The sequence below is a fragment of the Actinoplanes sp. NPDC049118 genome (assembly GCF_040648555.1).
Taxonomy (GTDB): Bacteria; Actinomycetota; Actinomycetes; order Mycobacteriales; family Micromonosporaceae; genus Actinoplanes.
The window spans coordinates 180,331-199,195 of sequence record NZ_JBEZDY010000004.1; the positions used below are offsets into that span (position 1 = coordinate 180,331).

An 18,865-nucleotide genomic window follows, 5' to 3' on the forward strand; every position below is an offset into this window, starting at 1 on the left:
AGCCGCCCCTCGCCGCCAACCCTGCATCTGTTGACGGCGAGTCGCAACCGTTTCTCTTGCGTTGCCCGTGTGCTAGGAGGCGACCGGAATCCCGTTCTGCGGCGGCGCCGCGGCCGGCACCGGGTACGCCGCAACCGGCCCGTCGGCGTCGTCGGTCTCGTACGGCGTACCGAAGTAGCCCTGCTTGCCGCCCTCGATCTTGGTCAGCTGCTCGCCGCCGTACCCGGAGTGGTCCTGGGCCGAGTAGCGCAGCGGAGCGATGCCCGGGCCCTGGAATCCGCCCTTCTCCACCGCCGCGATGATCCCCTCCCGGGTCAGGTCCTTCCCGGCCGCCTGCAGGGTCTGCACGAAGAGGTAGCCGACGGACATGCCGTAGACGATGTTGTTGTCGAAGTCGGCGTTGCCGTTGTACTGCGCGTTCACCTTCTTGTAGAGCTGGATCCACGGGTTGGCGTCGTCGCCGCTCATCGGCAGGTAGTTGGCCGAGATCAGGCCCTCGGTGAGCGGCGCGGCCGCGCCCAGTTGCTTGGTGAGCGTGCGCAGGTCGGCGCCGACCTGTGAGGCCACGAACTGCGGCTTGAAGCCGATCTTCGCGGCGGTACCCATGCTCAGCGCGGTGAAGCCGGGCACGGTCGCCAGCATGACGACCTGGCAGCCGGCCTGCTTGAGCGCGCCCATCTGCGGGCCGACGTTCGGGTTGCTCGTGACGTACGACTGCTTCGCGGCGACCGGGCCGAGGACCTTCTCGATGCCGGCCAGGCTGTCGCGGCCGAAGTCGTCGTCCTGACCGAGGAAGCAGACCTTCTTGCCGGGCAGGGTCTCCTTGACGTGTGAGGCCAGGATCTTGCCCTCCACGGTGTAGTTCGGGTTGAACGCGAACGTGCCCGGGTACTTGTCCGGCTGGTCCCAGCTGCGACTGCCCGAGGCGACGAAGAGGTCCGGCACGCGGTTGGTCTTGAGGAAGTCGAGCACGCCGGTGTGCGTCGGCGTGCCCAGGCCGTTCAGGATCGCGAAGACCTTGTCCTGCAGGACGAGCTCGCGGACCACCTGCTGGGTCGTCGCCGGGTTGTACTGGTCGTCCATGATCTTGTAGCTGATCTTCCGGCCGTGCACGCCACCGTTCGCGTTCACGAAGTCGAAGTACGCCTTGGTGGCGGGCGCGATCTTCGAGTAGCCGGCCGCGGCCGGACCGGTCAGCGGCATGTGCGTGCCGACCAGGATGTCCGTGCCGGTCACGCCGGGAACACTGCCGCCGCCGCTGCTGCCGCTCGTGCCGTCGTCGCTGCAACCGGCAGTTGCGGCGGCCACCAGGGTTATCACGGCGAGCGCGGACCAGATGCGTCTCATGCCTTTCTCCTTCTGGGTTTGAGGGATGCGATTCCGCCGGGGGCGGCGAGCATGACGACGATCAACGTGATGCCGAAGAGGGCGAGCGGCAGATTCCCCTCGAGCCGCTGCGCGACCGCCGGCGACACGTCGATCGAGTCGGTGACCGAATGGGTCAGGGCGGGGAGCGCGACCAGCAGGACCGCGCCCCAGACCGCGCCGGCCAGGCTGCCGAGCCCGCCGATCACGATCGCCATCACGAGGAACAGGGAGAGCGACAGCGGGAACGCTCCCGGTGAGACGCTCTGCGCGAGCACGGCGAAGAGCGCGCCGCCGAGGCCCGCGCAGGCCGCGCTCACCACGAACGCCAGGACCTGGGTGCGCGCGACGTTCACCCCGGCGATGCGGGCGGCGGCCTCGTCATCGCGTACGGCACGCAGCGACCGGCCGAACCGGCCGCGGATCAGCGTCGCCAGCACGAACATGGTGAGCAGCGCGCCCGTCCAGGTCAGCCAGGCCTGCCAGCGCTCGTAGGGGAACGTCGCACCGAGCGCCAGCGGCGGCGGATCGACGTACACGCTCAGGCCCTGGTCGCTGTTGAAGGTCGTGTCGAACGTGCTGGTGATGGCCGGTACCACCACCGCGACGGCCAGGGTGAGCCCGGCCAGGTAGGGGCCGCGCAGCCGCGCGGCCGCCAGCCCGACGATCCCGCCGGCGATCGTGGTCACGACGATCGCGGCGACGACGGAGACCAGCAGCGTCCACTGCCCGGAGCCGGCGAGCCGCTCCTGAAGCAGCGCGACCGTGTACGCCCCGGTCGCCATCAGTGCGCCGTGCCCGAGCGACAGCTGCCCGTTCAGCCCGGTGAGAACCGTCAGCCCGGCCGTCACGCAGAGGTAGGCGCCGACGGTCGCGAGCTGGTAGTTGCGAAAGGGCGGCAGGACGTAGGTCAGCGCGACGATCAGCACCGCGGCGCCCACCGTCCACAGCAGATAGCCGGCCTTCCGCCGCGTCTCGGGCACGCGCCGGCCGGTGCGTACCGCCGGGGCCAGGGTCGCGCTCATGCCATCGCCTCCGCTGGCGCGCCGGCGACGACATGAGTCTGACACTGAGCTGATGATTCGCTCGCAAGCTCAGACACTTGAGTTGATGATTCGCTCGCAAGCTCGCTCATACCGCCCTCGCCGCCGATCGGGAGAAGAGGCCGCCGGGGCGGCCGAGGAGCACGACGACGAGCAGCAGCAGGACGGCGATCGGGGCGACGGTCGCGCCCAGATAGCCGCTGACGTAGGAGAGCAGCAGCCCGACGATCAGCCCGCCGGCCACCGCGCCGAACGGGCTGTCCAGCCCGCCGACCACGGCCGCGGTGAACGACGAGACGAAGACGATGTCCATCGCGTTCGGATGCAGGCCCAGCTCGGTCGGGATGACGAGCATGCCGGCCATGGACCCGACCGCCGCCGCCAGCGCCCAGCCGAGCGTGAGCATCCCGCCGACGTTGACGCCCAGCAGCCGCGACACGTCCGGCGCGAACGCCGAGGCCCGCATCCGCAGGCCGACGGTCGTCCTGGTGAACAGGACCGCCAGCAGCGCGACGACGGCGAACACGGCCGCGAACACGAACAGGTCGAAGCGCGACAGCAGCGCGATCCCGCCGACGCTGAACGCGTCCCGGCTGAACGGCGCGCCGGCCGGGCGGAACTCGTTGCCGTAGGTCATGCCGAGCACGCCCTGGATGACCAGGACCAGGCCGAGCGCCACCACCACACCGTTGAGCGGCGACGAATGGTCGACGAACCGCATCACCACCCGCTCGGTGACCGCGCCGAGCAGCAGCCCGCCGGCCACCGCCACCACGAAGCCGAGCCAGTACGAGCCGGTCGCGCCGGCCACCGAATAGCCCACGTACGCGGTGGCCACCGCCATCGCGCCCTGCGCGAAGTTCACGATCCGGGTGGCCCGCCAGATCAGCACCAGCGCCAGTGCGAACGCGGCGTACACCGCGCCCCGGCCCAGGCCGTCGAACGTCAGGAAAACGAACCGGTCCATGGCCCTCCCTTCTCAGAATCCGAGGTATGCGTGTCGCATGTCTTCGTCCTCGCGCAGCGTCGCCGCGTCCGCGCCGGCGACGACCCGGCCCAGCGACATCACGACGCCGGTGTCGGCGACCGACAGCGCGCTGCGCACGTTCTGCTCCACGAGCAGCACGGTCAGGCCGGTCGAGTCCCGCAGGGTGCGCAGCAGGCCCATGATCTGGCCGGTCACCCGCGGCGCCAGGCCCAGCGACGGCTCGTCCAGCAGCAGCAGCCGCGGCCGGCCGACCAGGGCGCGGCCGAGCGCGAGCATCTGCCGCTCGCCGCCGGAGAGCTGGTGGCCGGGGAAGCGGCGGCGGCGGGCGAGCGGCTCGAAGAGGTCGTACACCTCGTCCAGCGCCCGCTTCGCGTCCGCGCGGTCCTTGCGCCACAGGCCGCCGAGCCGCAGGTTCTCGTCGACGGTCAGCTCGGTGACGACCCCGCGGCCCTCCGGCACGTGCGCCACCCCGCGCCGCACCATCTCCTCGACCCGGACCCCGCGCAGGTCCTGGCCGTCGAGCAGGATCCGGCCCTGTGCCGGCCGGAGCAGACCCGAGAGGGTACGCAGCAGCGTCGTCTTGCCGGCGCCGTTCGCACCGAGCACGGCCGTGATCGCGCCGGCCGGCACCGACAGGTCGACGCCGTGCAGGACGGGCGCCGCGCCGTACCCGACCGTGATCTGCTCGGCCTCCAGCAGCCCGCTCACGCCGCGGCACCCAGGTAGGCGTCCGCGACCGCCGAGTTCGTGCGGATCTCTGCGGGGGTGCCGTGCGCGACCGGCTTGCCGAAGTCGAGCACGAGGATCTCGTCGCAGACGGCCATGACCAGATCCATGTGGTGCTCGACGAGCAGGACGGCGCAGGGCAGCCCGGTGATGAGCTCGCCGAGCTGCTGGATCTCGTCGGCGCCCAGGCCGCCGGCCGGCTCGTCCAGCAGGAGCAGGCGGGGCTGGGCGACGAGGGCGCGGGCCAGCGCGACGCGTTTGCGGACCGCGTACGGCAGGCCGCCGGGTAGCGCGTGGGCGTGTTCGGCGACGCCGCACTGCTCCAGCGCCTCCCATGCGGAGTCGGCCGGCCGGCCCGCGTGCTCGGCGCCGACCATGACGTTCTCGAGCACGGTCATGCCGGCGAACAGGCCGACGCCCTGCAGGGTCCGGGCGATGCCGAGGCGGGCCAGCCGGTGCGGGCGCGGCCGCAGCGGGCTGCCGTCGAGGGTGAGCGTGCCGGTGGTCGGCGCGACGAAGCCGCAGACGACGTTGAAGAGGGTGGTCTTGCCGGCGCCGTTGGGGCCGATGACGCCCACCGTCCGGCCGGGTGGCACCCGCAGCGAGACGCCGTCGAGGGCGACGAGGCCGCCGAAGCGGACTCCGATCTGATGTAGAACGAGCCCTTTGTCGGTCTCGGCGGAATCTGGCTGGGGCATCGTCACCTCGGCGTTGAGGGCGGACATTGTCCTAGGTGGGGGATGTGACGCGGGTAACTATTTACACTCCGAGTGTAAGTTCTTGAGACCCGGTGTCAATAGCCCCGAAACATCCGGCTCGACAAAGGTTCCGGGCTGCGAGGCGTCGCCGCTCATCGATGGGCCGGGCCGGAGCGCGCGACGAACAGCGCCCGGCGAGGCGGGCGCTGCGGGCTGTGTGTGCCGGCTAGGCGACGTCGATCGGGCGGAACTGCACGCTGACCCGGGGGCCGACCGGCTTCGCCGTCTTGGGGATCGCGTGTTCCCAGGTGCGCTGGCAGGAGCCGCCCATGACGATCAGGTCGCCGTGTCCCAGCGGGAAACGCAGGGTCTCCGCGCCGCCCGCGCGGGGGCGGAGCAGCAGGTTTCGCGGGGAGCCGAAGGACACGATCGCCACCATGGTGTCCTCGCGGGAGGACCGGCCGTGGGTGTCGCCGTGCCACGCCACGCTGTCGCGGCCGTCGCGGTAGAGGCACATGCCCGCCGTGACGAAGTCCTCGCCCAACTCCGGTTCGTAGTGGGCCGAGAGGCGGTCGCGGGCGCCCGTCAGAGCCGGGTGCGGCAGGGCCTCGCCGCGGCCGTACCAGCGGAGCAGGCGGGGGACGTCGACCACGCCGTCATACATCTGGCGGCGCTCGGCCCGCCAGTCGACCTCGGTCCGCAGGGTTTCGAAGACCTGGTCCGAGCCCCGCACCCAGCCGGGCAGCACGTCGACCCAGGCGCCCGCCGTCAGCCGGTGGCGGACCAGGCCGCCGCTCAGCGGCCCGAGCGTGGCGGCCGGGCCGGCCATGAGGTCGAGCATCGACGGCTGGTAGGCGGTCACCCGGACACCCTACGCCGCATTAGCACGCGTGTGCCAATGCGGCGCGGGGCGGCGATCAGGAGGTGCGGCGGCGCCGGGCCAGCAGCAGGGCGCCCGCCCCCGCGGCGAGCAGGCTCAGCCCGGCCGCCGCGAGCGGGACGGCCGGCGCCCCGGTGATCGGCAGGGTCGGTTCGCCGCCGGCCTGGCCGCCGGTGGGCGACGGCGAGGGGGAGGCGGACGGTTTGATGATGTCGGCCCGGTAGCTGGCCTTGTTGTTGGCGGCGTTGGTGTCCTGGTTCCCGGGGTAGACCGTCGGGGTCAGCGAGATCCCGTCGGCGTCGTACTCCCTCACCTCGAAGCGCATGGTGAATTCGAACGTCTTGCCGGCCTCGAGCACGCCGAACGTGCACTGCATCTCGCCCGGGTCGAAGCCGCAGCCTTCCGGCCAGCCGGTGTATCGCAGGCTGGTGGGGTTGATCCCCGAGGTGAGGCTGAAGGGCGCGCGGTGCGGGCCGAAGTTGTGCACCTTGTAAGTCGCGTCGAACTTGTCGCCGACCTTCCACGGTCCGGGCGGAGCGCTGATGGCGACGGACATGTCGCCGGTCGTGGCGACGAACACGTCCCAGGTCGAGACGTTGTTGTCCTGCTCCGGGTCCGGGATCTCCGTGCTGAGGGTGGCCTTGGCGGTGACGTACTCGCCGAGCGGCAGATCGTCGGCGAAGTCGGTCGTCACCCACCAGGCGCCGTTGGTCGCCGGCAGCTGATCGACCGGGTCCTGGGTCGTGCACGTCACCCTGCGCCCGGCGGCGTCCGGCACGCACGGGCCGGAGGCGTGCTGGTTGTTGGCCACGCGGAACGTGACCCCCTCCGGAAGCTCCAGCACGACGGTCTTGTGCTGCGGCACGTTCTCCGGGATGCCGGCCGTCGACATCACGAAGGTGACGCTGGCGCCAGGTGCCACCGAGCCCGGCCCGCCCTCGTTGTAGAGGAACAGCCGCGCGTCGACGCTGGCCGGGGGCGCGGCGGCCTTGCGCGGAGCCGCGGAGCCGGAGGGCGCCGGCGCCGCGGGTGCCGCCGCGGCGGGCGCCGCCAGGAGCAGGACGCCCAGGGTTGCAGCGTAGGTCGCAGCCGTACCGCGCCGGAGCCACATCGACATGTCCAGCCTTCCGTCAGGTGGACGGAACCTAGCGCAGAAGCGAAGCGGTCGCGACCCGCGGGGGTACGGAATGGTAAAGGCCCGCCGAAGCGGGCCTCTACGGGTGTTGTTCAGTCCTTTTCCGGCTCCGGATGGCGGTAGGTGATGCCGCCCTCCGGCAGCGGGAACTTCTGGTCGTCGCCGAACGGCGACGGGCCGCCCGCATGCTGCGCGACCATCTCGGCGACGTCCAGCCGGCCGTCGACGTTGAGCGGTGGTGCCTCCGGCGGCCGGGCGCCGGAGGCGCTCAGGCCGGCCGCGACGCCGGTGACACCCGCACTGGTGCTGGGCGCCATCGACTCCCGTCCGGAGCCGGCCGGTGCGCTGTCCAGCTGGTCCCGGCGGAAGATCTTGCGGCCCAGCCAGACGAGCGGGTCGTAGCGGCGGTCCACCACCCGCTCCTTCATCGGGATGATCGCGTTATCCGTGATCTTGATGTGCTCGGGGCAGACCTCGGTGCAGCACTTGGTGATGTTGCAGTAGCCGAGGCCCTGACGGGCCTGCGCATACTCCTTGCGGTCACCGCGGTCGTCCAGCGGGTGCATGTCGAGCTCGGCCGCGCGGATGAAGTAACGCGGGCCCGAGAACGCCTGCTTGTTCTCCTCGTGGTCGCGGACCACGTGGCAGGTGTTCTGGCAGAGGAAGCACTCGATGCACTTGCGGAACTCCTGCGAGCGCTCCACGTCGACCTGCTGCATCCGGTAATCGCCGGGCCGGACATCCGGCGGCGGCGCGAACGCCGGGGTCTCGCGGGCCTTCTCGTAGTTGAACGAGACGTCCGTGACCAGGTCGCGGATGATCGGGAAGGCCCGCAGCGGGGTGATCGTGACGGTCTCGTCCTCCTCGAAGGTGGACATCCGCGTCATGCAGCCCAGCCGCGGCTTGCCGTTGATCTCCATCGAGCAGGAGCCGCACTTGCCGGCCTTGCAGTTCCAGCGGCAGGCGAGATCCGGTGTCTGCGTCGCCTGCAGCCGGTGGATGATGTCGAGGACGACCTCGCCCTCGTTCACCTCGACGTCGAAGTCCTGGATCTCACCGCCCGACGAGTCGCCCCGCCACACCCGAAAGTGACGCTCCATTACTTCGCCTCCCCGACTGCCTCGTCGTACTCGGCCAGTTCCTCGTCCGTCAGATACTTCGAGAGCTCGGTGCGGTCGAAGAGCTTCATCAGCTCGGCGCGCATCTTCGGCACCGGCTTGCGTTCGAGATGCACGTCGCCGTTGTCCAGCGAGCAGACCAGGTTGATCAGCCGCCACTGCGGGCTCATCTTCGGGAAGTCCTCGCGGGTGTGACCGCCGCGCGACTCCTCCCGCTCCAGCGCCGCCTTCGCGGTGCACTCCGAGACGATGAGCATGTTGCGCAGGTCCAGCGCGAGGTGCCAGCCCGGGTTGTAGAGCCGGCCGCCGGTCGCGCCGACGTTCGCCACCCGCACCTTGAGCTCCTGGAGCCGCTTGAGGGCGTCGGTCAGCTCACCCTCGCGGCGGATGATGCCGACCAGGTCGCCCATGACCGCCTGCAGGTCCTGCTGCAACGTGTACGGGTTCTCGCCGTTCGCCCGGCTCAGCGGGGCGAGCGCGGCGTCCACCGCGGACTCGACGTCACCGGTGGCCACCTTGGGGCGCTTCGCCAGCGTCTCCGTGTACGCCGCCGCGTGCTCGCCGGCCCGCTTGCCGAAGACCAGCAGGTCGGAGAGCGAGTTGCCGCCGAGCCTGTTGGAGCCGTGCATGCCGCCGGACACCTCGCCGGCCGCGAACAGGCCCTCGACGTGGCCGAACGCCGCCGCCGAGTCAGGGTCGACCTCGACGCCGCCCATCACGTAGTGACAGGTCGGACCGACCTCCATCGGCTCCTTGGTGATGTCGACGTCCGCCAGCTCCTTGAACTGGTGGTACATCGACGGCAGTCGCCGCTGGACCTCCTCGGCCGGCAGCCGGCTGGCGATGTCGAGCAGCACGCCGCCCGCCTTCGTGCCGCGGCCGGCCTTCACCTCGCTGTTGATCGCCCGGGCGACCTCGTCGCGGGGGAGCAGCTCGGGCGGGCGCCGGTTGTTGTCCGGGTCCTTGTACCAGCGGTCCGCCTCCTCGGCGGTCTCCGCGTACTGCCGGCGGAAGACGTCCGGGACGTAGTCGAACATGAACCGCTTGCCGTCGGAGTTCTTCAGGATGCCGCCGTCGCCGCGCACCGACTCGGTGACCAGGATGCCCTTGACGCTGGGCGGCCAGACCATGCCGGTCGGATGGAACTGCAGGAACTCCATGTTGATCAGCGTCGCGCCGGCCCGCAGCGCGAGCGCGTGGCCGTCGCCGGTGTACTCCCACGAGTTCGAGGTGACCTTGTAGGAGCGGCCCACGCCGCCGGTGGCGAGCACGATCGCCGGCGCCTCGAGCAGGATGAACTCGCCCGACTCGCGGTAGTAGCCGAACGCGCCGGCCACCTTGTCGCCGTCGAGCAGCAGCTCGGTGATCGTGGTCTCGGAGAAGACCCGGATCCGCGCGTCGTAGTTGCCGGTCTCCGCGAAGTCCTCCTGCTGCAGCGAGACGATCTTCTGCTGCAGGGTGCGGATCAGCTCCAGGCCGGTACGGTCGCCGACGTGCGCGAGCCGCGGGTACTCGTGGCCGCCGAAGTTGCGCTGGGAGATCTTGCCGTCCTTGGTGCGGTCGAAGAGCGCACCGTAGGTCTCCAGCTCCCAGATGCGCTCCGGCGCCTCCTTGGCGTGCAGCTCGGCCATCCGGAAGTTGTTCAGGAACTTGCCGCCGCGCATGGTGTCACCGAAGTGCACCATCCAGTTGTCCCGGCTGTTCACGTTGCCCATGGCGGCGGCCGCGCCGCCCTCGGCCATGACCGTGTGCGCCTTGCCGAAGAGCGACTTCGAGATGATCGCGGTCCGCTTACCGGCGAGCCGGGCCTCGATGGCCGCCCGCAGCCCGGCGCCACCGGCGCCGATCACGACGACGTCGTAGTGGTGTCGTTCGATTCGGGTTGTCATTGGGGGCCCTCTAGTTGATGAAGCGCAGGTCGGGCCACCAGCCCGCCGCCAGCGCCATGATGTAGAAGTCGGTCAGCGCGAGGGTGCCGAGCGTGATCCACGCGAGCCCCATGTGCCGGGTATTGAGCTTCGACACGAACGTCCAGAAGCGGTACCGCACCGGATGCTTCGAGAAGTGCTTCAGCCGCCCGCCGGCGATGTGCCGGCAGGAGTGGCAGGACAACGTGTACGCCCACAGCATCACCACGTTGACGACCAGGATGACGTTGCCCAGCCCGAAGCCGAACTCGCCGTCGTGCTGGAACGCGATGATGGCGTCCCAGGTGTTGATGACCGAGATGACGCCGGCGGCGTAGAACGCGTACCGGTGGATGTTCTGGAAGATCAGCGGGAAGCGCGTCTCGCCGGAGTACTTCTCGTGCGCGTCGGGCACGGCGCAGGCCGGCGGCGACAACCAGAACGAGCGGTAGTACGCCTTGCGGTAGTAGTAGCAGGTGAGGCGGAAGAGCAGCAGGAACGGCAGCGTGAATGCCGCGTCCGGAATGAACCAGGCGCTCGGCAGCGGGGTGCCGAACATGGCCGCGTCACCGCACCGGTCGGTGATGCACGGTGAGTAGAACGGGGTCAGATAGTGGTAGGCCGGAACGAAGAAGTCCCGGTGCATGAACACCCGGACGGTGGCGTAGGTGACCCACGCGGTAAGTCCCACGAAGGTGACCAGCGGTGGAAACCACCACCGGTCCGTACGCAACGTCTTCGCCGCGATCGCGGCGCGTGCGCGCCCCGGATCCGGCCTCGTTGCCGTCGTCGTCATTGACGTCTCCCTGACGGTGCTGACAGTGACCTGCGTCTGCCGGCGGGCGCGCCTTGATCCTGTCTGCCCTGTTTCTACCTGTCAGACGGGGTGCATCCGCAATGTGTGGCACACGTTACAACGAAGGTCAGCTTCGTGGCGTGTAAGGGAAGGCTTACTACAGGTCAGGTGTTGCCAATCGCCGGATCGCGCCTGCACAGGGCGCCGGTGACCAGCGGATCAGCTCATCCGCCACGGAGACCTGGCCGCGTGTCTCGGGGGCCACGTAGAACGCCGGGGTCCGGGATCTGGCCTGTGCCTCGAGCCCCTCGGCGAAGGCGGTACGGGCGTCGAGAAGCTGCCGCCAGCCGTCACCGGCCCGCTGGTCGCGGAGCTGTACAACGTAGATCCGCGTCGCGGCGTTCTCGTCCCGGACGGCGACGGCCCGGGCCTGCGGCGTGGTGGTGGCGCCGGGCGGGACGAGGCGGTTGAGACGGGTCTCGAGCGCGACACAGGCGGCGTCCCGGAGACGCTGGCGCTCCCGGGCGCCGGCGGCGTCGTCGCGGAAGTCGGAGACGGTGTCGATCACGGCGAGGGCGCCGGCGCAGGTCGCGATGACGACCAGGGCGGCGCCGATCGAGATACCGGCGATGAAGAGCCGCCGCCGGCGGCGCCTGCCGGCGTTCTCCTCGGGCCCGGCGTCCGCGTCGGCGCGCGTGAGCCTTATCCCGCGGCGGCGGGGGCCCGGGGCCCCGTCCGGGCCCTGCCCGGACGCCGGTGCGCCGGACGTGGGCGCGCCTGAGATCGGTGCGCCTGAGATCGGTGCGCCTGAGATCGGTGCGCCTGAGATCGGTGCGCCTGAGATCGGTGCACCAGAAACCGGGGCGCCTGAGACCGGTGCGCCTGACGTCGGGGTGTTCGAGGTCGGCGCGCCTGAGGTGGATGTGCTGGGGCCGGGCATCGTGCTTGCGCCGGCGGGCGGGCCGGTGGTCGGCTCGTCGGCCGGGAGGTAGGCGGCCTGATGCTCGTCGGGCTGCTGGTCATGCGGCCCGTCACTCATTGATCCAGCGCTCACCGGCCCAGTGAAACACGCCGGTCAATGCCCCGCCCACCACTTGCCGCTCAGGCTTGGCCCGCCTCGGCCGCCCTACCGCTCCGCTGGCCGCTGGCCCGGGCAGGCGCCTGCGTGGCCTGCCCGGTGCCGTTCGGCTCAGCCGGAGGCGTTGCCGGTGATGTTCCAGGACTTCAGGTGCAGGGCCGGCGCGGTGTAGCGGACCCCCGACCACCGGTCCGGCAGCGAGATCGCCTCGCTGCCCAGGCCCAGCACCGTCCCCGGCCCCAGCGCCTGCGGGTAGGACTGGGTGAAGCGCATGTTGCCCACCGCCGCCGTCACCTCGCCGTCCTCGACCAGCCAGACGCCGTTGCGGGTCAGGCCCGTGATGACAAGGCTCTTCTGGTCCAGCACCCGCGTGTACCAGAAGTCGGTGATGAGCAGGCCGCGCCGCATCCGGGCGACCAGCGCCCGGGCGGACGCCGCCGTCGGCCCGTCGCCGGACTCGGCGGCGGCGTCGGCGCCCGGACCTCCCGCGAGGTGCAGGTTGGAGGCGAGCGGGCCCCACGAACGGGAGATCGTTGAAGCGTGGCCGGTCGACGCCGCACCCACCTCGGCGGCCGAGGTGCGGTCGTGCGTCACCGCGGTCGTCGTGCCCGCGCGGACCAGGGGCAGCGCGTCACGCGGTGTGCCCTCGAGGTCGAAGGGCAGCGTCGCGCCCAGCGGCTCGTCGACGATGGTGATCGCGTCGTCGAACTGCTGCGCGCCCAGTTCCGCGAACGACTGGTGCTGTGCGAACGCCTTGCCGTTGAAGCCGAAGGTGGCCAGGTTGTCGAGGATGTCGGCGACCGCCGTCGGCTCGAGGACGACCTCGTAGCGGCCGGGCGGCAACTCGATCGGCCGGCCGCCCGCGCGGGCCTTGGCGGCGGCCCGGACTCCCAGCGCGGCGCCGTCGAGGTCGGCGAGGCGTCCGCTCGCCCGGCGGGACACGCCGTCCGCGCCGTCGAGGCGGGCGATGCCGTCCATCGCCGCCTCGGCCGCGCGGCCCTCGGCCGAGTGCCCGGCCGTGTTGGCGAAGCCGCCGGACGAGTAGCTGGTGCGGCAGAAGCCCGCGGTCTCGAGCCCGCCGGCCGCCCGGACGAAGTCGCGGACGCGCTCGGCCCGCTCCTGCGGGGTGGCCGCCGCGGTCGCCTCGTCGAAGCCGCCCGCCGGGCGCAGCGGGCTGGGCGGGGTGAGGCCGGGCCAGGCGGCGTCCGGCGGGGAGAGGCGGGACGCGGCGACCGTGCGCTCGACCAGGGACCGCAGGCCGTCGGCGTCGGTCACCGTGGTCGAGCCGGAGGCCGTCCGCCCGTCGAGGTGCAGCCGCAGGCGCACGGTCGTGGTCGCGTCGGCCACGTTCTGGTGGATCGCGGAATTCGCGAAGCGGGTCAGCGCCTCGGCGGAGTGTCCGGCCAGGACCTCGGCCTCGGCACCCGCCCCAGCGAGCCCCCGGACCAGCCCGACCACCCGCCCCGCAATATCCAACTCGGCGCTCATGCCGCCCCCTCCGCTGACGCTCCGGCGACGACATGAGTCAGACACGGAGCTGATGATTCGCTCGCAAGCTCGCTCATCCCCGGACCCCCACGCGGACGTTGGTGAAGCGGGCCGGGGCGGCCGGGTGGCCGGTGTGCCCGATCTGGCCGGGCTGGCCCTTGCCGCAGTTGGGCGTGCCCCACGCGATCGTCTCCGAGGAGAGCATGTCCATCGACTGCCAGAACTTCGGGCCGATCCCCGTGTAGGTCGGGTTGCGCAGCATCCGGCCGCGCCTGCCGTTTTTGATCTCGTAGCCGATCTCGCAGCCGAACTGGAAGTTGAGCCGCCGGTCGTCGATCGACCAGGAGCGGTTGATGTCCATCATGACGCCGTCGTCGGTCGCCGCGATGATCTCGTCCAGCGTGTGCGGGCCGGGCTCCAGGCCGACGTTTGTCATCCGGACCATCGGCAGCCGCGCCCAGCCGTCGGAGCGCACGCTGCCCGCGTAGTCGAGCCCGGCCATCGCCGCCGAGTCGCGGCCGGCCAGCACGCCCACCCAGCGGCCGTTGCGCACCGCGTCGCGCTTGACCGCAGGTGAGCCCTCGTCGTCGTAGCCGAAGCTGCCGAGCGCGCCCGGGATCGTCGGGTCGATGGTGATGTTCATCAGGTCGGAGCCGTAGCGCAGGGTGCCGAGCTGGTCGAGGTCGAGCCACGAGGTGCCGGCGAAGGCGGCCTCCCAGCCGAGGATGCGGTCGAGCTCGATCGCGTGGCCGACGGACTCGTGGATCTGCAGCGCGAGCTGCTCGCCGCCGAGGATGAGGGTGGTCTCGCCGGACGGGCACAGCGGCGCGGTGAGCAGGGCGCGGGCCTCTTCGGCCATCCGGGCGGCGTTGTCGGTCAGGGCGAGCTCGTCGACGAGCTCCCAGCCTCGGGTGCCGTACTGCCCGCGGTGCGAGGGCCAGGAGCGGCGCTGAATCTCGCCGTCGCCGTATGCGCTGGCGGTGACGCCCGCGCCGCACTCGCGGATGTGCTGGTCGATGCGGTGGCCGTCGCTGGAGGCGAACCACTTGCGGGTGTCCCAGATCTGGTAGATGCCCTCGGCCAGGTCGGCGCCGGCGTCCCGGGCGGCGGCGGTGGCCGCCACGAGCAGGTCGCCCTTGACCGACAGCGGCACCGAGAGCGGGTCGATCTCGCATCGGCTGGCCCAGCTCGCCGTGCCGGCGCCGGCCGGGGTCAGGTCGATCGCGGGGCCCGGTACGAGCGCGCTCGCGGCGGCGATCTCGGCCGCCCGGCGGCCGGCGGCGCGGGCGGCGGCGTCGGAGAGGTCGGGAACCGCGTAGAAGCCCCAGCTCGAGCCGACCAGCGCACGCACCCCGATGCCCGCGCTCTCCTCCGAGCTGAGGTCCTCGACCTCGCCGTCGCGGGCGCTCATCGTCTCGGTGCGGCGCAGCATGACCCGCGCGTCCGCATATCGCGCTCCGGCGTCGAGGGCGGCCTGAACCGCCGCGCCGGCCTCATCGAAGTGATCAACACTCATGGCCGAAACCCTAGGCGACACCACCGACATTCCTCGCATCAATCGATCGTCATCGTGCTCTGGTGTGGATCGTTAACTCGTGCGTAACATTATGAATCCTTCTCGCGTTCGTGCGTCCCGGAAGGGAAAACCCCATGCGCCGACGCCTCGCTCCGCTCAGCGCCCTCCTCACCGTCTCCCTGGTCGCCGCCACCGTCCTCAACCCGCTGCTCGCCGTCCCCGCGGCAGCCGCCTACACCGCCGACGACTACTGCCTGGGCGAGTGCGCGGACATCCTGCCGCCGGGCCAGAACGGCAACGCCGACCTGCTCGAGATCCTGGCCCATCAGGCCTTCGGCACGATGCCCCGGCACTCCGACGATCAACTGGCCCGCTACGAGAACCTGACCTACAACTACACCGGCCTGACCGGCCAGCAGATCAACACGTTCTTCAACGACAGCAGCTACGGCGTACCCGTCAACCAGGTGGAGCGCAGCTACTCGCCGCGTTCCGACGTGACCGTGGTGCGCGACAAGGCCCTCGGCATTCCGCACGTCACCGGCACCACTCGGTCCGGCACCATGTTCGGCGCGGGCTATGCCGGCGCCGAGGACCGGCTGTTCCTGATGGACCTGATGCGCCACGTGGCCCGCGGCCAGCTGACCCCGTTCGCCGGCGGCGCCCTCGGCAACCGGGAACTGGAGCAGAGCGTCTGGCGCAACTCGCCGTACACGGAGGAGGACCTGCAGGCGCAGATCGACGCGTTGCGGGTCTCCGGCCCGCGGGGCGCCCAGCTCTACACCGACGTGCAGTCCTACATCGCCGGGATCAACAAGTACATCGCCGACTGCATGGCCGCCCGGGACTGCCCCGGCGAGTACGTGCTGACCGGGCACCTCGACGCCGTCACCAACGCCGGCGGCCCGGTGGACTTCCAGCTGACCGACCTGATCGCGGTCGCCGGCGTGATCGGCGGACTGTTCGGCGGCGGTGGCGGCACCGAGATGCAGTCGGCCCTGGTCCGGATCGCGGCCCGGGCGAAGTACGGCACCGTTATCGGTGATCAGGTCTGGACGGCCTTCCGCTCCCAGAACGACCCCGAGGCCGTGCTCACCGTGCACAACGGACGGTCCTTCCCGTACGGCGCCGGTGATCCCGACGCGGCCGGCGTGGCGATGCCGGACGCGGGTACCGCCGCCCCCGAGCCGCTGGTCTACGACAAGACCGGCTCGGCGACCTCGGCCGCCGCGAGCGGCACCAGCGCCATCGCCGACTCCCTCGGCGGGCTGCGGGTGGACGGCCGCCACCGCGGCATGTCGAATGCGGCCGTGGTCTCGGCCGCGCACTCGGCGACCGGGCATCCGGTCGCCGTCTTCGGGCCGCAGACCGGCTACTTCGCCCCGCAGTTGCTGATGCTGCAGGAGCTGCAGGGTCCGGGGATCAGCAGCCGGGGCGTCGCCTTCTCCGGGCTGAACCTTTACACCCTGCTCGGCCGCGGCCCCGACTACGCCTGGAGCGCCACGTCGTCGGTGCAGGACATCACCGACACCTTCGCCGCGGAACTCTGTGAGACCGACGGCAGCGCGCCGACGACCGCCTCGACCCACTACCTCTACCACGGTCAGTGCGTCGCCATGGAGCCGCTGTCGCGGACCAACTCGTGGACTCCGACGACGGCCGACTCGACCGCCGTGGGCTCCTACCGGCTGACCATGCTGCGCACCAGGTACGGGCTGGTGACCTGGCGTGGCCTGGTCGGCGGCAAGCCCGTCGCGTTCACCAGCCTGCGCTCCACCTACCGCCACGAGGCCGACTCGGCGATCGGGTTCCAGATGTTCAACGAGCCCGATCAGATGGGTACGCCGGCCGCGTTCACCGCCTCGGCGTCGACGATCTCGTTCGCGTTCAACTGGTTCTACGTCAACTCGACCGACTCGGCGTACTTCATGTCCGGCGCCGCCCCGGTGCGCGCGGCCGGCGCCGACCCGAACCTGCCCACCCGGGCGCAGACGGCCTACGAGTGGGCCGGCTGGAACCCGGACACGAACACGGCCACCTACCATCCGCAGGCGAGCCATCCGCAGGCGGTCAACCAGGACTACTTCGTCAGCTGGAACAACAAGCAGGCGGCGGACTACTCCGCGGCCGACGGCAACTTCAGCTTCGGCGCGGTCCATCGCGGCGACCTGCTGGACCGGCCGATCAAGGCGGCGTTGCGGGCCGGGACGAAATTCGACCGGGCCTCGCTGCTCAGCGTCGTCGAGTCGGCGGGAACCACCGACTTGCGCGGCTCGGAGGTGCTCGACGACCTGCTCCGGGTGATCGACACCGGCACGGTCACGGACTCCGCGCAGGCGGCGGCCGTCGCCAAGCTGCGCGCCTGGCAGCAGCGTGGGTCGCACCGGATCGAGACGGGTGCGGGCAGCAGGACCTACCAGGACGCCGAGGCCATCCGGATTTTCGACGCGTGGTGGCCGCGGCTTGTGTCGGCGCAGTTCGAGTCCTCGCTGGGCGACGGGCTGTACCAGGCGCTGGTCGACACGTTGCAGATCAACGAGTCGCCCTCGGGCGGCCAGACCGGCCGGCAGTCCGGCCTGCCGACCGCGGCCAACGAGGCGCAGTCGCACAAGGGCTCGTCCTTCCAGTACGGCTGGTGGGGCTACGTCGAGAAGGATCTGCGCGCGGCGCTGGGCGACACGGTCGCGGGCTGGCCGAGGACGCACTGCGGTGCCGGGGCGCTCGGCGCCTGCCGCGGCGCGCTGCTGTCCAGCCTCTCGGCCGCGCTGGCCGAGCCGGCCACCACCACCTATCCCGGTGACTCGTACTGTGCCGCCGGCAACCAGTGGTGCGCGGACGCCATCGTGCAGTCGCCGCTGGGCGGGATCACCCACGACCCGATCGCCTGGCAGAACCGCCCGACGTACCAGCAGGTGGTCTCGTTCCCCGCCAAGCGCGGCGACGACCTGTCCAACCTGGCGGCCGGCCGGCCCGTCACCGCGTCGAGCACCCAGCTGTTCTATCCGGCGGCCAACGCGGTCGACGGCAGCCTGACCACCCGGTGGTCCAGTTCGTCCGCGGACAACCAGTGGCTGCGCATCGATCTGGGCGCGAGCCGGCCGGTGGCCCGGATGGTGATCAGGTGGGAGGCGGCCTACGCCACGGCGTACAAGATCGAGGTCTCCGCCGACGGCGGCGCCTGGACCCAGGTGGCGGCCGTGACCGGCGGCAACGGCGGCCTGGACAACGTCGCCTTCGCGGCTGCCAACGCCCGCTACGTCCGGCTGACCGGGCAGACCCGGGCCACCTCGTACGGATTCTCGGCGTACGAGGTGGAGCTCTATTCGCGCTAGGTGTCCGCTGAGGTCTGGGTGCGGTGGATAGGGCATCTGCCCTATCCCGGTCGCGGGTCGCCGGCGCTAGCTTTCCTTGACAGCGCCGGCCGTCCCGCCGTCTGCCCCGTCCGATCCGCACCTGGAGCACGATGATCAAGAAATCCCCGCGCGCCCTGCTCTCGGCCGTCCTGGCCGCGGTCGTTGCGGCCGGAGTCCTCACGGTCGGCGAGCCGGCGAGCGCACACCACGGCCGCAACATCGACCTCCTGTGGCTCCAGGTGATGGGCCGCAACCGCGACTGCCTCGACGCGCCGCCCGGCACCATGGACCGCAACGGCGGCAGGGTGATCGTGTACCCGTGCCACGACGCGGGGTCCAGGGGTCAGGAGAATCAGCGCTGGTACGCGCAGTGGGATACCGCAGGCGGCGGCATCCGGATCAAGCTGGAACCGACCGGCATGTGCCTCGACGCGGACAAGGACGACGCCCGGATCCAGCTCTGGCGATGCAACGGCTCCGACCAGCAACTCTGGGAGCTCAGACCGACGACGGCGATCCCGACCCGCGCCGGCGGCCTTGCCGTCCCCGAGGCGTCGAGGCACCCGTTCGCCCTGTACAACCGGTATCACTCGGACAGGTCGCGCCTCGAGCCCATGGTCCTGGCCGCCGGGACGGGCCGCACCGCGGTGCTCCAGCGCCTCCGGATCGACGACGAGCAGTACTGGGACAGCTACGAGCTCCAGTGCATGCACGCCTACCACAAGCACTTCAACCACGATCGGCACAACTGCAGCTAGGGGTGTCTCGCGGATC

15 protein-coding genes and 1 pseudogene are annotated in these 18,865 nt (G+C 71.1%); 2 read left to right on the plus strand and 14 right to left on the minus strand.

Annotated features, from left to right (window positions below):
• Positions 1–72: 72 nt before the first annotated feature.
• The 14 genes and pseudogenes from AB0B58_RS07725 to AB0B58_RS07790 all read right to left on the minus strand — a co-directional run bounded on the left by AB0B58_RS07725 (position 73) and on the right by AB0B58_RS07790 (position 14,738).
• Positions 73–1,347: an ABC transporter substrate-binding protein gene (locus AB0B58_RS07725; protein WP_360219239.1), complete on the minus strand. Its 1,275-nt coding sequence runs from the start codon at positions 1,345–1,347 to the stop codon at positions 73–75.
• The gene (locus AB0B58_RS07730; RefSeq protein ID WP_360219242.1) at positions 1,344–2,390 is read right to left on the minus strand and encodes a branched-chain amino acid ABC transporter permease; all 1,047 of its coding nucleotides are present in this window, start codon (positions 2,388–2,390) and stop codon (positions 1,344–1,346) included. Before AB0B58_RS07730 ends, AB0B58_RS07725 begins: the two co-directional genes overlap by 4 nt.
• Positions 2,391–2,496: 106 nt before the next feature.
• The gene (locus AB0B58_RS07735; RefSeq protein WP_360219245.1) at positions 2,497–3,375 is read right to left on the minus strand and encodes a branched-chain amino acid ABC transporter permease; all 879 of its coding nucleotides are present in this window, start codon (positions 3,373–3,375) and stop codon (positions 2,497–2,499) included.
• Between the two features lie 12 nt (positions 3,376–3,387).
• Entirely contained in the window at positions 3,388–4,104 is a 717-nt protein-coding gene (locus AB0B58_RS07740; protein ID WP_360219248.1) for an ABC transporter ATP-binding protein, read from the minus strand.
• Entirely contained in the window at positions 4,101–4,820 is a 720-nt protein-coding gene (locus tag AB0B58_RS07745; protein ID WP_360219251.1) for an ABC transporter ATP-binding protein, read from the minus strand. The genes AB0B58_RS07740 and AB0B58_RS07745 overlap by 4 nt, the downstream gene beginning before the upstream one ends.
• Before the next feature lie 226 nt (positions 4,821–5,046).
• Positions 5,047–5,661 carry an alpha-ketoglutarate-dependent dioxygenase AlkB gene (locus tag AB0B58_RS07750; RefSeq protein ID WP_360219876.1) on the minus strand — a complete coding sequence of 205 codons (615 nt, stop codon included), beginning with the start codon at positions 5,659–5,661 and terminating at the stop codon, positions 5,047–5,049.
• A gap of 76 nt (positions 5,662–5,737) precedes the next feature.
• Entirely contained in the window at positions 5,738–6,817 is a 1,080-nt protein-coding gene (locus AB0B58_RS07755) for an LPXTG cell wall anchor domain-containing protein (RefSeq protein ID WP_360219254.1), read from the minus strand.
• Between the two features lie 110 nt (positions 6,818–6,927).
• A complete protein-coding gene (locus AB0B58_RS07760) occupies positions 6,928–7,935 on the minus strand; it encodes a succinate dehydrogenase/fumarate reductase iron-sulfur subunit (protein WP_360219257.1) in 1,008 nt (335 codons plus the stop codon).
• Positions 7,935–9,842 carry a fumarate reductase/succinate dehydrogenase flavoprotein subunit gene (locus tag AB0B58_RS07765; protein WP_360219260.1) on the minus strand — a complete coding sequence of 636 codons (1,908 nt, stop codon included), beginning with the start codon at positions 9,840–9,842 and terminating at the stop codon, positions 7,935–7,937. The genes AB0B58_RS07760 and AB0B58_RS07765 overlap by 1 nt, the downstream gene beginning before the upstream one ends.
• Before the next feature lie 10 nt (positions 9,843–9,852).
• Entirely contained in the window at positions 9,853–10,656 is an 804-nt protein-coding gene (locus tag AB0B58_RS07770; protein WP_360219263.1) for a hypothetical protein, read from the minus strand.
• A gap of 157 nt (positions 10,657–10,813) precedes the next feature.
• Positions 10,814–11,224 (minus strand): hypothetical protein, encoded by a 411-nt coding sequence (locus AB0B58_RS07775; RefSeq protein WP_360219266.1) that lies wholly within the window; start codon positions 11,222–11,224, stop codon positions 10,814–10,816.
• A 235-nt stretch (positions 11,225–11,459) separates the two neighbouring features.
• A pseudogene (locus AB0B58_RS07780) lies at positions 11,460–11,579 on the minus strand (pentapeptide repeat-containing protein); the annotation flags it as partial.
• Positions 11,580–11,845: 266 nt separating this feature from the next.
• A complete protein-coding gene (locus AB0B58_RS07785; protein WP_360219269.1) occupies positions 11,846–13,222 on the minus strand; it encodes a metallopeptidase TldD-related protein in 1,377 nt (458 codons plus the stop codon).
• A 73-nt stretch (positions 13,223–13,295) separates the two neighbouring features.
• On the minus strand, positions 13,296–14,738 hold the full coding sequence (locus AB0B58_RS07790; protein WP_360219272.1) for a TldD/PmbA family protein: 1,443 nt from the start codon (positions 14,736–14,738) through the stop codon (positions 13,296–13,298).
• 134 nt (positions 14,739–14,872) lie between these two features.
• Between AB0B58_RS07790 and AB0B58_RS07795 the strand changes: the two genes are divergently transcribed.
• Positions 14,873–18,070, plus strand: a complete 3,198-nt coding sequence (locus AB0B58_RS07795; protein ID WP_360219275.1) for a penicillin acylase family protein — start codon at positions 14,873–14,875, stop codon at positions 18,068–18,070.
• Positions 18,071–18,201: 131 nt separating this feature from the next.
• A complete protein-coding gene (locus tag AB0B58_RS07800; RefSeq protein ID WP_360219278.1) occupies positions 18,202–18,849 on the plus strand; it encodes an RICIN domain-containing protein in 648 nt (215 codons plus the stop codon).
• The last annotated feature ends 16 nt before the right edge of the window (positions 18,850–18,865 follow it).